The organism is Curtobacterium sp. AB451, assembly GCF_050585845.1.
Classification (GTDB): Bacteria; Actinomycetota; Actinomycetes; order Actinomycetales; family Microbacteriaceae; genus Curtobacterium.
Map to the genome: position 1 here is coordinate 57279 of NZ_JBOBQG010000004.1, position 13851 is coordinate 71129.

Sequence of the window (13851 nt, forward strand, 5' to 3'; positions counted from 1 at the left end):
CCCTGAGCTAGACTGATCCCGTCGCGGACAGTCAGCCCAGGGGCGCTGTCGTCGACACGAACGCTCCAGGTGAGCACCCGGTAGAGGCAGAGCCTCCCGAGGAACCAACGCCACCTCTCTTTGGAGCTACCTCTCATGGTCATGAAGACCCCCAACGCCAACCAGGCCTTCCTCCCGGAGCAGATCGGTCAGCTGATCGTCCTGCCCGTCACCCAGCAGTCCGTCGCCATGCAGGCCTCGACCGTCATCCAGACCGCCGAGGGCGAGCACGAGTTCCGCGTCCCGCTCGTCAGCGATGACCCCACCGCGGCGTGGACCGCCGAGGGCGAGGAGATCAACGCCTCCGACGCCGTCCTCGACGAGGCCTCCACGGGCTACTACAAGCTCGCCGGCCTCACTGTCATCACCCGCGAGCTCGCCGACGACTCGAGCCCCGACGTCGCCGAGCAGGTCGGAGCCGGCCTCGCCCGCGACGTCAGCCGCAAGCTCGACGCCGCCTACTTCTCGGAGGCGGCCACCGGAGCCAACGCCCCCGCTGGCATCGGCTCCCTGGACTCCACCGTCGTCGCCGCCGGGACGAAGTTCACCAACCTCGACCCGTTCAACGCCGCCGTGTTCAACGCCGAGACCCTGGGGGCGCAGCTCACCAGCTTCGTCGCGAACCCGGCCGACGCCCTCGCCCTGGCGCAGCTCAAGGAGTCCACCACCAGCGCCCGGGACCTCCTGCAGCCCGACCCGACCAAGCCCACCCAGCGCACTATCGCCGGGATCCCGCTGCTGACCTCGCCCACTGTGAAGGCCGGCACCGTGTGGGGCATCCCCAACAGCCGCTCCCTGATCGCCCTGCGCCAGGGGACCACGCTCGACGTGGACCGGTCGGTGTTCTTCACCAGCGACAAGGTCGCCATCCGCGCCACCTTCCGCACCGGCTTCGTCTTCCCCCAGCCCAAGGCCATCCAGAAGATCAAGCTCGGCTCCTAAGCCCGGCACCCCCGGTCCAGCAGACCCGGCTACCCGCCCGCCTGCTGGACCGGGTGGGGTACCGGCTACCCGCCCGGGTACCAGGCACCCCACCCACCACCGCGTGCAGGGCAGCCGCGCACAGCAGCAGCCACCATGCACGCGCACACATCAGCCTCACGCACGAGGCACAGCAGGGGTAGGCAGCACACGCCCACCCCGCACGCTCGGCAGCAGCAGCACCGAGCACAGACCAAGGGACACAGCATGGGCAAGCAGTGGGAAGGCAGCGACCGACGCGAGCGACTGCCGCGCGACTGGGAACACCGACGCAACATCGTGCGCGACAACGCAGGCGGACGCTGCGAGGCGACGATGCGCGACGGCTCGCGCTGCACTGAGCGTGGAACAGACTGCGATCACATCGTTCGAGGTGACAACCATGCTCTCTCGAACCTCCAATGGCTGTGTGGCTGGCACCACAACAAGAAGACGGCACGCGAAGCACTCGAAGCGCGACGCAGCACCAGCCGTCCGTTAGCCCGCAAGGCGACCGAGCGGCACCCCGGACTCAGGTAGACCCAGCCGCGACGAACGCGCCGCAGACAGCCGCACACGGCCACCCCGTCCACCCCCTCCCCCCGGGTCGCGTCAGACCTTAGAGGTGCTGTGGCTCCGGCTCTGTGCATTGCACATCATCCGAATTCTGGACGCCGAGGAGGCGCTCATGGCCCGCAAGAAGACCGAGGAGCCGGCAGGGGAGGCCCTGCGCCGGCAGTACGACGCCGCGCTCGGAGACGACAACGAGTGGGACGAGAAAGACCTCGTCGTGCTCGAGCTCGCCGCCCGTCAGGCCAACGACATCCAAGCCCTCGAGGCCGTGCTCGCCGCCGAGGGGCCGACGACGCTCGGCTCGGCCGGGCAGACCCGACTCCACCCCGCGATCGTCGAGCTCCGGCTGCAACGCCTCTCGCTGGCCCGCATCCTCGCGCAGATCCCGCTCCCCGACGAGTTCGGGCAGCCGAAGAAGAACCCGACGAAGCAGCGCGCGTCCCGACGCCGCTGGGACCGCGTGCAGGCACGCAAGGAAGGCCTCTGATGCCCCGCAAGAAGACCACGACCACCACGGCGTCGATCAGCGTCCGGCAGGCGCTCCGAGCGAAGTGGCAGCACCGCGCTGACCGGTGGGGGCACATCCCCGGATCGCCCTACCCGAGGCTCGTCGCCAAGCTCGACGCCGGCGACTCCGTCCTCGTCACGTACGTGGACCTGCTCGGCACCGGCGCAGAGGCCATGAGGGACTGCCGCTACCTGCTGCACGCCGACGGCACCCTCACCGAGGACCACTACAACGACCGGCCCGAGCCCAAGGCCTCCTGACAGCTCCGATCCCGGATTGGAGATGGGTCCCCATGATGCGGGGACCCATCTCGCGTTTCAGACGCGGAAGTAGCTCGGGGCGGTGTTGCCCGGGCGATCGTCGCTCGTCGCGGTCACCTCTTCGAGGAAGATGTGGCGACCGATGTCGAAGTGGCCGTGGTTGTCGTCGCTGTACCAGACGTCGACGACCCGGAACCGCTTGTAGTCCTGCTTCGCGACGATCAGCCCGTCACCCTTCTGCACGGGCCAGTGGTAGTACTCGTCCTGCCAGGCCCACTCCCCGTCCACCCAGTAGTTGTTGATCCACGGCTGTGCGTCTTCTACCTTCATGAGCCCTCCTCGGCGTCGGTGTCTTCCGACGGTACAGTCCGACCATGAGCTACGCGATCGAGCACGAGAACGAACGCCCCCACGAGGCGGATGGCCCCTACCGGACTGGCGTCTACAACACCGTCGCCGAAGCGAAGGCTGCGGGGGAGCGAGCAGCCAAGAAGGACGGCCTCACCAACGTCATCGTCCGCGATCGCGGCGACGTCGTGAGCATCTTCGCCGGGAACATCGTCTCGGAGCTCGTCGAGGGCGTCTGGCACGACCGGGGAATCTTCGACGTGCAGAACTGGTGGCCGAAGCTCGACGCGGAGACGCGCGCGTGGCTGCTCGAGCACGCAGAGGGTGAGATTCCTGCCGACGTCCTGCACCGCATCGTCGCTGCTGGTGGAGTGGTACCTGGCACGAAGTGGGAGACCGACGCCGACTACCGCTTCCGGCTGCCCCACGAAGCGGTCGACTGGATCGTGACGCAGCGGGACTGACGCGGACGCGAGCCACACACATCGCACACACTTTGCGGAGAACCGCCCTCATCCAAGAGTGCATCTGAGACGTGCGAAGCCCGGAAGTGCGCGGCATCGTCGCATCTGAGACGCAGTGCGACATCTCTCGGCATGGTTCAAATCCCTCCGTCTCCGCGGCATCGAAACCCCGGTCCTCCTGGACCGGGGTTTCGTCGTTCCCGAGGAACACCGGAACACCGGGAGCACCGAGGGCACCGGGAGCACCGGGAGCACCGGGTGCATCGAGTGCGAGGCGCCACCACCGCCGGACGGGAGGCGCGGTGCCAGCCCGCACCGCGCCTCCCGTCCGTGCGTGGGTGCGCCGCGACGGCCGCGAACCTCGTGAGCAGAAACGGTCGGGTGTGCGCACGTGACCCGACCATTCCTGCTCACGAAACCTCGCGGAGCGCCCCGCGCCCGCGCGTCAGACGGTCGCGACGCTGCCCGTCGACACCGCGCCGCGCGCGTGGCGGCGCCGTGCCGCGCCCGCGGCGACGGCGGTGAGCACCACGGCGGCCGCGGTGATCCCGGCGCCCGCCCAGATCGGCGACGTGTAGCCGAGCCCCGCCGCGATCGTGAGGCCGCCGATCCAGGCGCCCAGCGCGTTCCCGAGGTTGAACGCCGCGATGTTCGCCCCGCTCGCCAGGGTCGGTGCGTGGTCGGCGTACTGCATCACCCGCGTCTGCAGCGCCGGTACGGTGGCGAACCCGAACGCCCCCATGAGCACGAGTGCGATCACGGTGAGCACGGGCGAGGCCGCCACTGCCGCGAACACGGCGAGCACCACCGTGAGGACGACGAGCACCACGAGCAGCGTGCCGTCGATCGAGCGGGACGCGAGCTTGCCGCCCGCGAAGTTGCCGACGAACAGCCCGACGCCGAACACGATGAGCAGCCACGGCACGGCGCTCGACGAGAACCCGGACACCGAGGTCAGTGTGTACGCGATGTACGTGAAGGCGCCGAACATCCCGCCGTAGCCGAGCACGGTGATGCCGAGCGAGAGCCACACCTGGCCGGAGCGGAAGGCGCCGAGCTCCCGGCGGAGCGAGGGGACGGCTGCGTCGGCCGAGCGGACGGTCGGGACGAGCACGGCGACGCCGACGAGCGCGACCACACCGATCGCCGCGATGGTCCAGAACGTGGCGCGCCAGCCGAGTGCCTGGCCGAGGAGGGTGCCGAACGGGACGCCGAGCACGTTCGAGGCGGTGAGCCCGGTGAACATCAGAGCCACCGCGGATGCCCGCTTCTCCTTCGCGACCATGTTCGACGCGACCACGGAGCCGATGCCGAAGAACGCCCCGTGGCAGAGGGCGGCGATCACCCGGCCGAGCATCATGACGCCGTACACCGGCGCGACGGCGGACAGGGTGTTGCCGATCACGAACAGCACGAGCAACCCGATGAGCACCGGTTTGCGGGGGAGCCTGGTGGTCGCGGCGGTGAGGCCGAGCGCGCCGACGATGACGGCGAGGGCGTACCCGGTCACGAGCCACCCGGCGGTGGTCTCGGTCACGCCGTAGTCGGCGGCGACCTCGGGCAGGAGCCCGGTGATGACGAACTCGGTCAGGCCGATGCCGAATCCGCCGAGTGCGAGGGCGATGAGTCCCGCGGGCATGGATGTCCTTCCGTTGTGCGGTGCAGCTGGCCCGCGTACGCTGGTTGTTGCAGACGCGGGACATTGATAGTTGCACACGCGGGGTATCCGCGCAAGCAACCGATCCTGCCCAGAAGCACACCTGGAGGCACCCATGTCCGTCGACGACTCGTCCGTCGCCGTCCGCGCCCACGGATGGCGCACCCTCGCCGCCCTGCACGGCCTCATCGAGGCGCGGCTCGAGCGGGCGCTCCGCGCGGTCGACCTGTCGGTGGTCGAGTTCACCGTGCTCGACGCACTCCGCCGCCAGGACGGCTTCCACATGCGCATGCAGCAGCTCGCCCGCGCGGCCGCGCTGAGCCCGAGCGCGACCACCCGGCTCGTGAACCGGTTGGAGGAGCGCGCGCTCCTCACCCGCGTGCTCTGCGCCGACGACCGTCGGGGGCTCTACACGGAGCTCACGCACGCCGGTCAGCGGCTGCTCGACGAGGCCACGCCCGTGCACGCCGCCGCGCTCGAGGAATCGCTGGCCGAAGCGCGCGGGGTCCCCGAGCTCGAGGAGCTCGCCGTCGCGGTCGACCGGCTCGAGGGCGCCTCCGTCTGAAGGCCGGGAGGCGCGGCCCGCTCCGCCCCGCACGCTACGGTGAGCGCATGGTGCGGCGGACGGGGCTCGTGGTCGGGATCGCGGTCGTGGTCGCGATGGTCACGGGCGGCTGCGCCGCGACGCAGGCATCCGACGCCGACCTCGCCGTCGAGGCGTACGTCGAACCCGGGGACGGGTCCGCGGCCACGGTCTCGGACGCGTCCGGACGTGCGGCGACGATCGGGATCGACGGCGTCACGATGACGGACGACGGCGCCGGGCTGAACGACCTGCCGGCCGGCGTCGGCGCACTCGCCCGGACCGCGGAGGACGGTGGAGCCGCCCCCGAGCTGCTCGTCAGCAACTTCTCGGAGTCGATCGGCGACTTCTCGCCCGAGGTCGGCACCGCCTTGCTGTCCGACGCCGCGAACCGGTCGCGGGTCGCCGGGCGCCTGGCGGACCTCGCGTCCGAACAACACCTGCGCGGCGTGCAGATCGACCTCGAGTCGCTCCGGAGCCGCGACCGTGCCGGGCTCGTGGCGTTCGCGGCGGCCCTCGAGGACGCCGTCCACGAGCGGCTCGGCCGGGACGCCGAGGTGTCGATGGCGGTGATGGCCTCGACCGGCGAGCAGGGCTACCGCGCCACCGGGTACGACCTCCGCGCGCTCGCGGACCACGTCGACCGGTTCGTCCTGATGACGTACGACCAGCACGGGCCGTGGAGCGGCGCCGGCACGATCGGGTCCCTGCCGTGGGCGGAGCGCGTGGTCGATGCGGCCGAGCGCTCGGGCGTCCCGGCCGACCGGATCGACCTCGGGATCGCCGGCTACGGGTACGTGTGGGGCGGCTCGGGGGACGCGCAGGTGAGTCCGGCGCGGGCGCGGGAACTCGCGGGTGACGACGCCCGGTGGTCGGAACGCACCGGGGAGTGGTCCGCGATGCTCGACGACGGCCGCGAGCTGCACTGGTCCGACGCGCGGTCCTACCGGGTGCGGGTCACGCTCGCCGACCGGCTGGGGCTGCACGGCGTCGCGCTCTGGTCCCTGAACACACTGGCACTGCCGCGCTGACGGCGCGCGCGGGGCGACCCCGCACCGGACGGGAGGCGCGGATCACGTGGGCCGACCGGCGCACGTGATCCGCGCCTCCAGTCCGCCGCCGTGTGTCCGGCGACGCAGTCGGTGACGCATCCTCCGGTCCCTGTCACCGGGCCGTTGTAGCATGCACGACACCTGTCCTGAGCCGAGGAGGCCTGCGTGCCGGAACCGACCGACCCCGCCTTCCCGATCGACCGCATCCGGGACGTCGGCGACGACATCATCGCCGCCGTGTCCACCGTCGTCGACGGGAAGACCGAGGCCATCCGCACCGCCCTGACGGTGATGCTGGCCGAGGGGCACCTGCTCGTCGAGGACGTTCCCGGCGTCGGCAAGACGGTGCTGGCCAAGGCCCTCGGCGCGTCCGTCGGCGGATCCGTGAACCGCATCCAGTTCACGTCGGACATGCTGCCCTCGGACGTCACCGGGGTGAACATCTTCGACCAGTCCTCCGGCACGTTCCGCTTCTCGCCGGGACCGGTATTCGCGAACGTCGTCATCGGCGACGAGATCAACCGCACCAGCCCGAAGACCCAGTCGGCGCTCCTCGAGGCGATGGCCGAGGCGCAGGTGACGGTGGACGGCGTGACGCGCAAGCTGGACAGCCCGTTCATGATCGTCGCGACGCAGAACCCGATCGACATGGAGGGCACGTACCCGCTCCCGGAAGCCCAGCGCGACCGGTTCATGGCCCGCCTGACGATGGGGTACCCGAGCGCCGACGCCGAGCGGCAGATGCTGACGAACCGCGGCGGCGGCGACCCGCTGGCGCACCTCCGTCCGATCGTCGACGTCGACGTCCTGCGCGACCTCATCCAGTCCGTGCGGACGGTGCACGTCGCGCCCGACGTCGAGGCGTACATCGTCGCGATCGTCCGGGCCACCCGCACGCACCCCGACATCGTCCTCGGCGCCAGCCCGCGGGCGACGCTGCACCTCGCCCAGGCCGCCCGCGCCCACGCGGCCCTGCTCGGCCGTCCCTTCGTCACGCCCGACGACGTCGCCACGCTCGCTCCGGTGATCCTCGCGCACCGTCTCGTCCCGGTGGCCCGCGGCCTCGGCGGCACCGGTGACGACACCGTCCGCGACATCGTCGTGCGCATCGTGTCCGACACCGCCGTGCCGTTCACGGCGACCCCCGTCCGCTCCTGATGTCCGGGTCCCCGGCGCCGACGTCGCTCGCCCTGCGTGCCGGTGCGGTGCGTTCCGGGGCGCTCCGCTACGGACGGCGTGGACTGTCGCTGCTGCGCCGGACGCCGTTCCCGAGGCCGACGGTCCGCGGCTGGACCGTGATCGCGGTCGGCATCGGACTGGTCGGCGGCGGGCTCGTCGGGACCACGAGCGTCGCCGTCTCCGCGGGCCTCCTGCTGCTCGTCCTCGTCGTGCTGGGCATCGTGATGGCGTTCGTCGTCGCCGCACCGCTGCGTGGCAGCCGGAGCACGGCACGCGCGATCGTCCAGGTCGGCGAGGTGTACCGCGAGCGGATCACGCTCGGCGGGACGAGCCTGCCGATCGGCCCGCGGTCGATGCTCCTCGTGCGCGAACAGCTCGACGACGCGCTCGTGAGCATGGACACCGCCGAGACCTACGCCGCGGTCGGTCCGAACCTGCCGCCGGCGGTGCTCGACGTCGAGGCCCTCGCGATGCACCGCGGGCGGAGCGTCGTCGGTCCGGTGACGATCCGCGTCGAGGACCCGTTCGGCCTGCTGCGCATCGACCGCCCGGTCGTCGCCGCCGAAGAGGTCGTCGTCGTGCCGGCGTCGACCCCGCTCGGGACGCTCGACGCCGGAGCCCTCGCGGGTGCGGTCTCGGCCGACGAGGGCCGGGTGGGCCAGGGTGGCTCGGCGGACGACAGCGAACTCCGCCCGTACCGTCCCGGCGACCCGATCCGCCGCGTGCACTGGGCCCAGAGTGCCCGACGCGGCGAACTCCACGTCCGGCAGACCACCCAGGCGCAGCCGCCCGAGGCGGTCATCGCGCTCGACGTCCGGCGGGAGTCCTACCAGCGGCTCGGGCGCGACGACCTCGCGGAGCTCTCGGACCTCGGCGGCGACGCCGCGTTCGAGCACGCGGTCGTGGTCGCCGCGAGCGTCGCACGGGCACTGGCCGCGCGGACCTCGCGCGTCGTGCTCGTCAGCGACGGACCCGCCGGCAGCACCCGGCACGCGGGGGACGCCGGCGGACTGACCGACGTGCTCGTGGGGCTCGCCGACGTCCGGGTCCGCTCCGACGCCCGCGAGGTCACCGAGGTCCTGCCCGACGTGCGGGGCCGCGACGTGCACGGCATGACGGCCGTCGTCACCGGCAACTGCACCGCCGAGCAGGCCGCCGAGCTCGTCTCGTCGACGACCGGCTCGAGCCGGGGGATCCTGGCGACGATCGTGCCGCCGGACCCGGTCGTCCGCGGGATCCTCGACCGTGGTGGCTGGCGGACCCTCGTCGTGCCGGTGGCCGGCGCCCACTCGCCCGGGAGCATCCGGTGAGCGGCGTCGCCACCCGTCCGGCACCCGCCCGGGGCGATGCCCGTCCCGACGCCGACCGTCGTGTCGACCGCCCGGACTCGCCGAGCCCGTGGGTCGTGGCGCTCGCCCCGGTGCCCGTCCTCATCGCCGCCCTCGCCATGCGCCCGCTCGTGCAGGGCATCGCCTGGTGGGTGTCCGGTGTCCTCGTCGCCGCCGTGCTCGTCGGCACGGTGCTCGCCGTCCGCCGTCGTGCGCCGGGCGTGCGGTTCGTGGCGCTCGTCGTCGCCCTCGTGGTCTGCTCCTGCGCCGCGGCGGTCGTGAACGACATCCAGCCGCTCGGCTGGCTCGACCGGAACGGTGCCCTCGGCGAGACCCTGGCCGCGATCCGGCTGAACCCGGCGCCGCTGCCGCAGTCCGACGCGATCCGCCTCATCGTCACGGTCGCGATCGGCTGGGTCGCGGGCGTCTCGCTGTTCCTCGCCGCCGTCGCGCCGACCGCCGCGCTCGCGGCCGCTCCGGCGCTCGTGATCCTCATCGTCCCCGGCATCGTCACCGGGGCCCCGGCGGCGCCCGGACTCGTGATCGCCACCGGCATCGCCTTCCTCGTCCTGCTCTGGCTCTCGGTCCGGCCCGTCCAGCGAGCCCTCCCGGCCGCGGTCGTCGGCGCGATCGGACTCGTGGTCGCCGTCGGGCTGCCCGCCATCGTGCCGCTCAACGCCAGCTGGTTGTCCGGCGTGACCGGGGCGATCCAGTCGCCCGTGCAGCCCGGACGGCCCGGCACCCTCCTCAACCTCGGGCAGGACCTCCGGCAGCCGAACGAGCTCGAGGTGTTCCGCTACCGGTCCTCGGACGGGCGTCCGGAGTACCTCAAGCTCGCGAACCTCGACGAGTTCGGCACCGGGGACTGGGTGCCGACGACGACCGACGCGGCGAAGTCCGAGACGGCCGACCAGCAGCAGTGGGCGGTCGGCATCAACCTCCGCCTGTCCAGTCGCGGCGACGTCACGATCCGGGTCACCGGCCTGTCGAGCAATTACCTGCCGGTCCCGTCCGGCGCGGTCTCGATCGAGTCGCGGTCGACGAACCTCGACCTGTCGCAGTGGCGCTGGATGGGGGAGTCGAGCACGGTGCGCTCCACCGGCCCGGCGACCCCGCGCGGTGCCACCTACGAGGTGTACGGCGCCTCGACGTGGTCCGGTGAGTACCTCGACGCGATCGCCAGCTCCGGCCTGCTCGGTCGGGCGGACGGTCGCGGGTTCGCCACCCCGTCGGCGAACCAGCTCCGCATCGACCGCGAACTGCCCGACAAGCTGCCGACCAGCATCGCGCGGACGGCGCAGCGGGTCGCGGGCAGCGCCGGCTCGGACTACGAGAAGGCCCGCGCGCTCGAGCAGTGGTTCCGGAGCGACCTGTTCACCTACTCCGAGACCGCACCGGTCGAGCAGGGCTACGACGGCGACAGCATGGACGTCGTCGCGAAGTTCCTGCAGGTCCGCGAGGGCTACTGCGTGCACTTCTCGTCGGCGATGGCCGTGATGGCCCGGACGCTCGGCATCCCGTCGCGCATCGCGGTCGGCTACCGGGCGGGCACGACCCAGGCCGACGGCGAGTACACGGTGTCGAACCGGCAGCTACACTCGTGGCCGGAGCTCTACATCAAGGGCGCCGGCTGGGTCGCGTTCGAGCCGACCCCCGACTCCGACGCAGCGGCCTCGCCCGCCACCGAGGCCAGCGCCACCCCCTCCGCCGCCGCTCCGGAGACGCCGCTGCCCGCACCCGGCGAGTCCGCTCCGGCCCAGACCGCCACCTCGACGCCGAGCGCCTCCGCCGCGCCGAGCGCCACCGGGTCGACCGGCGGCGGGGGCAACGGCCCGCTCGGACTCGCGGTCGGGCTCCTGCTGGCGGTCGCACTGCTCGTCTCGCCCGCGCTCGTCCGGACCCTCCGCCGTCGGACCCGGCTGGCGGCGGTGCACTCGGGTCGGTCCCCGGCGGTGAACGCCTGGCGCGAGACCCTCGACGACGTCGCGGACCACGGGTACGCGCCGGGGTTGGCGCCGCCGGGAGACGCGGCCGCCGCAGCGCGCACGGCACGTGCGGTGCTCGGTCGGCTCCGGGCGTCGGTGCCCGCGACGGTGTTGCCGCACCTCGAGGCGATCGTCGACGCGGTCGACCGCGAGCGGTTCGCCGCGGGCGGTGCCGCGACGGTGGACTCCTCGGCGCTCCTCGCCGCCGTCCGGGAGGCGCGGGTCGCCCTCGACGCGTCGGCCTCCGGCGCGCGAGTGGTCAGGTCCCGGCTGCTGCCGCCGAGCCTGCTGCCGTCGTCGGCGTGGTCGCACGAGGGGCGGCGCGCGCGGCGCAGCGCCGCGTAGCGCGGCGCTGCCGCAGCGTGCTGGCGGCGCGCTGGCGCTGGCGCGCGGTGCGCTGGCGCTGGTGTGGTCGGGCTATCCGCACGGTGCTGCGTTGTTCGGTCGCCTCGGGGTTGGTGGCTGGGTGCGCCGCTGTAGCGGCGCACGGAGCAACCGGGGTCGCGCGGAGCGGCGCACCTCGCACGGTGCGTGCCGCTTCGCGGCGCGCTGGTGCGGCCCGTGGGGCCGCGCCGCACGGTGCGGTGTTGTTCGGTGGCGGCGGGGTTGGTGGCTGGGTGCGCCGCTGTAGCGGCGCACGGGGCGGGCAGGGTCGCGCGGACTGGCGAACTTCGCACGGTGCGTGCCGCTTCGCGGCGCGCTGGTGCGGCCCGTGGGGCCGTGCAGCACGGTGCGGTGTTGTTCGGTGGCGGCGGGGTTGGTGGCTGGGTGCGCCGCTGTGGCGGCGCACCCAGCGGGCAGGGTCGCGCGGAGCGGCGAACCTCGCACGGTGCGCGCCGCTGCCGCCACGCCGCGCGCTGGTGGGGCCCGTGGGGCCGTGGGGCCGAGCCGCACGGTGCGGTGTTGTTCGGTGGCGGCGGGGTTGGTGGCTGGGTGCGCCGCTGTAGCGGCGCACCCAGCGGGCAGGGTAGCGCGGAGTGGCGAACCTCGCTCGGGGCGGGCAGGGTCGCGCGGACTGACGAACCTCGCACGCTGCGCGCCGCAGCCACCGCGCCCCGCGCTGCGCCGCCGCGCGGCGCGCTAGCGCTGGCGCACGACCGCCTCGACGAGGGCCGCGACGACCTCGCCCGGGTTCACCCCGGGCAACGCCGCCGAGTCGAACACGATCCCCACGTTCGCCCCGATGAGCACCCGGGCGAAGTCCGCCAGCGGCATCCCGGCATCGATCTCCGGGTGCGCCCCGAACCACAGCTCCACGAGCTCGAGCACCCCGTCCTGCAGCTCCCGCCGCTGGCGCACGAACTCGGGCAGGAACTCGGGTCGGCGCATCGCGTACCCACGGAACTCCGAGAGCAGGGCGAACTGCGCGGTCTGGTCGTGTCGGCCGAACGCTGCCCGGACGACGTCGCCGATGTCCACGGCCGCGATGTCCGCACGCACGAGTTCCCGCAGCGAGCCGAGCACGAGGTTCGTCTGGCGCTGCATGACCTCGGCGACGAGGTCTTCCTTCGACGAGAAGTTCGAGTAGACGGCACCCTTGCTGAACCCCGCGCGGGCGGCGATCTCGTCGAGCCGGGCCTCGTGAACGCCCTGCTCGGCGAAGACCTGGGCGCCGGCGACCAGCAGGCGCTCGCGCACCTCGGCTCGTGGGGTGCGGGGCGTGGGCGGCCCGGTGACGGAGGAGCTGGGATCGGAGGCGTCGTCGCTCATCGGTTCCTGATTCGACGGGGCCCGCCGTGATCCGTCGGGTCCGGCTTCGTCGGGCTGGCGTGAGGGTGGGTCACGACCATTGTGCTGGAGGCAGGGTGCGTCGGGAGACCTGCCGCGCCGCGCGTCTGATCCCGCGCGGCATCAGCGAAGCCCCCAACCACAGGTCCGTTCGGAACCGGCGCGTTCGGGTCGCGTCGGTGCTCCAGCGGACCATGGATGCCGGGTCGATACCCGGCGGTACCGATTGTACGACCGAGGACCGACAGATGACAGCCCCTCGGCGCGTTCAGCCGTCCGACGGTTCGACGGACCCCGACCCCGACCCGGACCCGGACCCGGACCCGGACCCGGACCCGGATCCGGACCCGGACCCCGACCCCGGTCCGGATTCGAGCCCGAACCCGGACCCGGACCCGGACCCGGACCCCGACTCGTTCTCGTGGTGTACGCTCCCCGCGCCGGACCGTCGGCCCGGTCGTCGGAGCAGTCGGATGGCGTCCGGACGCAGCTTCCGACCCCGCTGGAGCAGGGAGCCGAGGGTGGACTTCGGCTGCCAGTCGCGACCGTTCGGCAGGCCCCACCCCCGTCGGACGGCACCCCACCGCAGCCCGAGGGAGAGCACGATCGCGGCGATGATCCCGATCGACGGGGACCCGAGGTGGGACGCGACGACCATCACGGCGGACGCGGCGACGGCCACGGTGGCGTAGAGCGCGTTGCCGCCGAACACGGCGGGGACCCGACGGAGCAGCAGGTCCCGCATCGCACCGCCGCCGACCGCCGTGATCGTGCCCATGATGATCGCGGCCGGCCAGTCGAGCCCGGCGTCGAACGTCCGCTGCACCCCGACGACCGACCAGAAGCCGATGACCGCGGCGTCGAGCACGGTGAACAGCCGGTCCCAGGTCAGCTCCGAGAACGACACGAAGAAGGCGATGAGCGCACCGGCGATCGCGACCGGCGCGTACAGGGGGTCGACGAGCGCGACGGGCGGCCCGTTCTGCAGCAGGGTGTCCCGCAGCATGCCGCCGCCGAGGCCGGAGACGAACCCGACGACCAGGAAGCCGAAGAGGTCGAAGTCCATCGTCCGGGCGAGCGAACCGCCGAGCAGCGCCGACGCGAACACCCCGGCGAGGTCGAGCACGTTCGTGACCGACGCCAGGCCATCGACGGACAGCAGGTTCATGAGAACCATCAAACCCCAC

Annotated in this window: 14 protein-coding genes; 10 read left to right on the forward strand and 4 right to left on the reverse strand. The window is 72.7% G+C overall.

The features are described from left to right. Positions 1–141: 141 nt before the first annotated feature. From ACQXVK_RS10200 to ACQXVK_RS10215, 4 genes are all read left to right on the forward strand, one after another. Entirely contained in the window at positions 142–981 is an 840-nt protein-coding gene (locus ACQXVK_RS10200; protein ID WP_430853487.1) for a phage major capsid protein, read from the forward strand. Positions 982–1227: 246 nt separating this feature from the next. Next, positions 1228–1539 (forward strand): HNH endonuclease, encoded by a 312-nt coding sequence (locus ACQXVK_RS10205; protein WP_430853488.1) that lies wholly within the window; start codon positions 1228–1230, stop codon positions 1537–1539. A 148-nt stretch (positions 1540–1687) separates the two neighbouring features. Next, the gene (locus ACQXVK_RS10210; protein ID WP_430853489.1) at positions 1688–2059 is read left to right on the forward strand and encodes a hypothetical protein; all 372 of its coding nucleotides are present in this window, start codon (positions 1688–1690) and stop codon (positions 2057–2059) included. Continuing rightward, complete coding sequence (locus ACQXVK_RS10215; RefSeq protein WP_430853490.1) at positions 2059–2340, forward strand: hypothetical protein; 282 nt, start codon at positions 2059–2061, stop codon at positions 2338–2340. Before ACQXVK_RS10210 ends, ACQXVK_RS10215 begins: the two co-directional genes overlap by 1 nt. Positions 2341–2397: 57 nt before the next feature. On the opposite strand, the gene ACQXVK_RS10220 is transcribed toward ACQXVK_RS10215, so the two are convergent. Then, positions 2398–2670 carry a hypothetical protein gene (locus ACQXVK_RS10220; RefSeq protein WP_430853491.1) on the reverse strand — a complete coding sequence of 91 codons (273 nt, stop codon included), beginning with the start codon at positions 2668–2670 and terminating at the stop codon, positions 2398–2400. Positions 2671–2714: 44 nt separating this feature from the next. Between ACQXVK_RS10220 and ACQXVK_RS10225 the strand changes: the two genes are divergently transcribed. After that, the gene (locus ACQXVK_RS10225; protein WP_430853492.1) at positions 2715–3152 is read left to right on the forward strand and encodes a hypothetical protein; all 438 of its coding nucleotides are present in this window, start codon (positions 2715–2717) and stop codon (positions 3150–3152) included. A 445-nt stretch (positions 3153–3597) separates the two neighbouring features. Here ACQXVK_RS10225 and ACQXVK_RS10230 read toward each other — a convergent pair whose 3' ends face one another. Further along, positions 3598–4791, reverse strand: a complete 1194-nt coding sequence (locus ACQXVK_RS10230) for an MFS transporter (RefSeq protein WP_430853493.1) — start codon at positions 4789–4791, stop codon at positions 3598–3600. Between the two features lie 133 nt (positions 4792–4924). On the opposite strand from ACQXVK_RS10230, the gene ACQXVK_RS10235 reads away from it, so the two are divergent. From ACQXVK_RS10235 to ACQXVK_RS10255, 5 genes are all read left to right on the forward strand, one after another. Then, a complete protein-coding gene (locus tag ACQXVK_RS10235) occupies positions 4925–5374 on the forward strand; it encodes a MarR family winged helix-turn-helix transcriptional regulator (protein WP_430853494.1) in 450 nt (149 codons plus the stop codon). A 47-nt stretch (positions 5375–5421) separates the two neighbouring features. Beyond that, entirely contained in the window at positions 5422–6423 is a 1002-nt protein-coding gene (locus ACQXVK_RS10240; protein WP_430853495.1) for a glycosyl hydrolase family 18 protein, read from the forward strand. 186 nt (positions 6424–6609) lie between these two features. Then, positions 6610–7602, forward strand: coding sequence for an AAA family ATPase (locus ACQXVK_RS10245; protein ID WP_402267452.1), 993 nt, complete (start codon positions 6610–6612; stop codon positions 7600–7602). After that, entirely contained in the window at positions 7602–8933 is a 1332-nt protein-coding gene (locus ACQXVK_RS10250; RefSeq protein WP_430853496.1) for a DUF58 domain-containing protein, read from the forward strand. The genes ACQXVK_RS10245 and ACQXVK_RS10250 overlap by 1 nt, the downstream gene beginning before the upstream one ends. Continuing rightward, on the forward strand, positions 8930–11281 hold the full coding sequence (locus tag ACQXVK_RS10255; protein WP_430853497.1) for a transglutaminaseTgpA domain-containing protein: 2352 nt from the start codon (positions 8930–8932) through the stop codon (positions 11279–11281). The genes ACQXVK_RS10250 and ACQXVK_RS10255 overlap by 4 nt, the downstream gene beginning before the upstream one ends. 735 nt (positions 11282–12016) lie before the next feature. On the opposite strand, the gene ACQXVK_RS10260 is transcribed toward ACQXVK_RS10255, so the two are convergent. Both ACQXVK_RS10260 and ACQXVK_RS10265 read right to left on the reverse strand, forming a co-directional pair. Further along, positions 12017–12646, reverse strand: coding sequence for a TetR/AcrR family transcriptional regulator (locus ACQXVK_RS10260; RefSeq protein WP_022907147.1), 630 nt, complete (start codon positions 12644–12646; stop codon positions 12017–12019). 286 nt (positions 12647–12932) lie between these two features. After that, the gene (locus tag ACQXVK_RS10265) at positions 12933–13832 is read right to left on the reverse strand and encodes a trimeric intracellular cation channel family protein (protein ID WP_430853498.1); all 900 of its coding nucleotides are present in this window, start codon (positions 13830–13832) and stop codon (positions 12933–12935) included. Between the last annotated feature and the right edge of the window lie 19 nt (positions 13833–13851).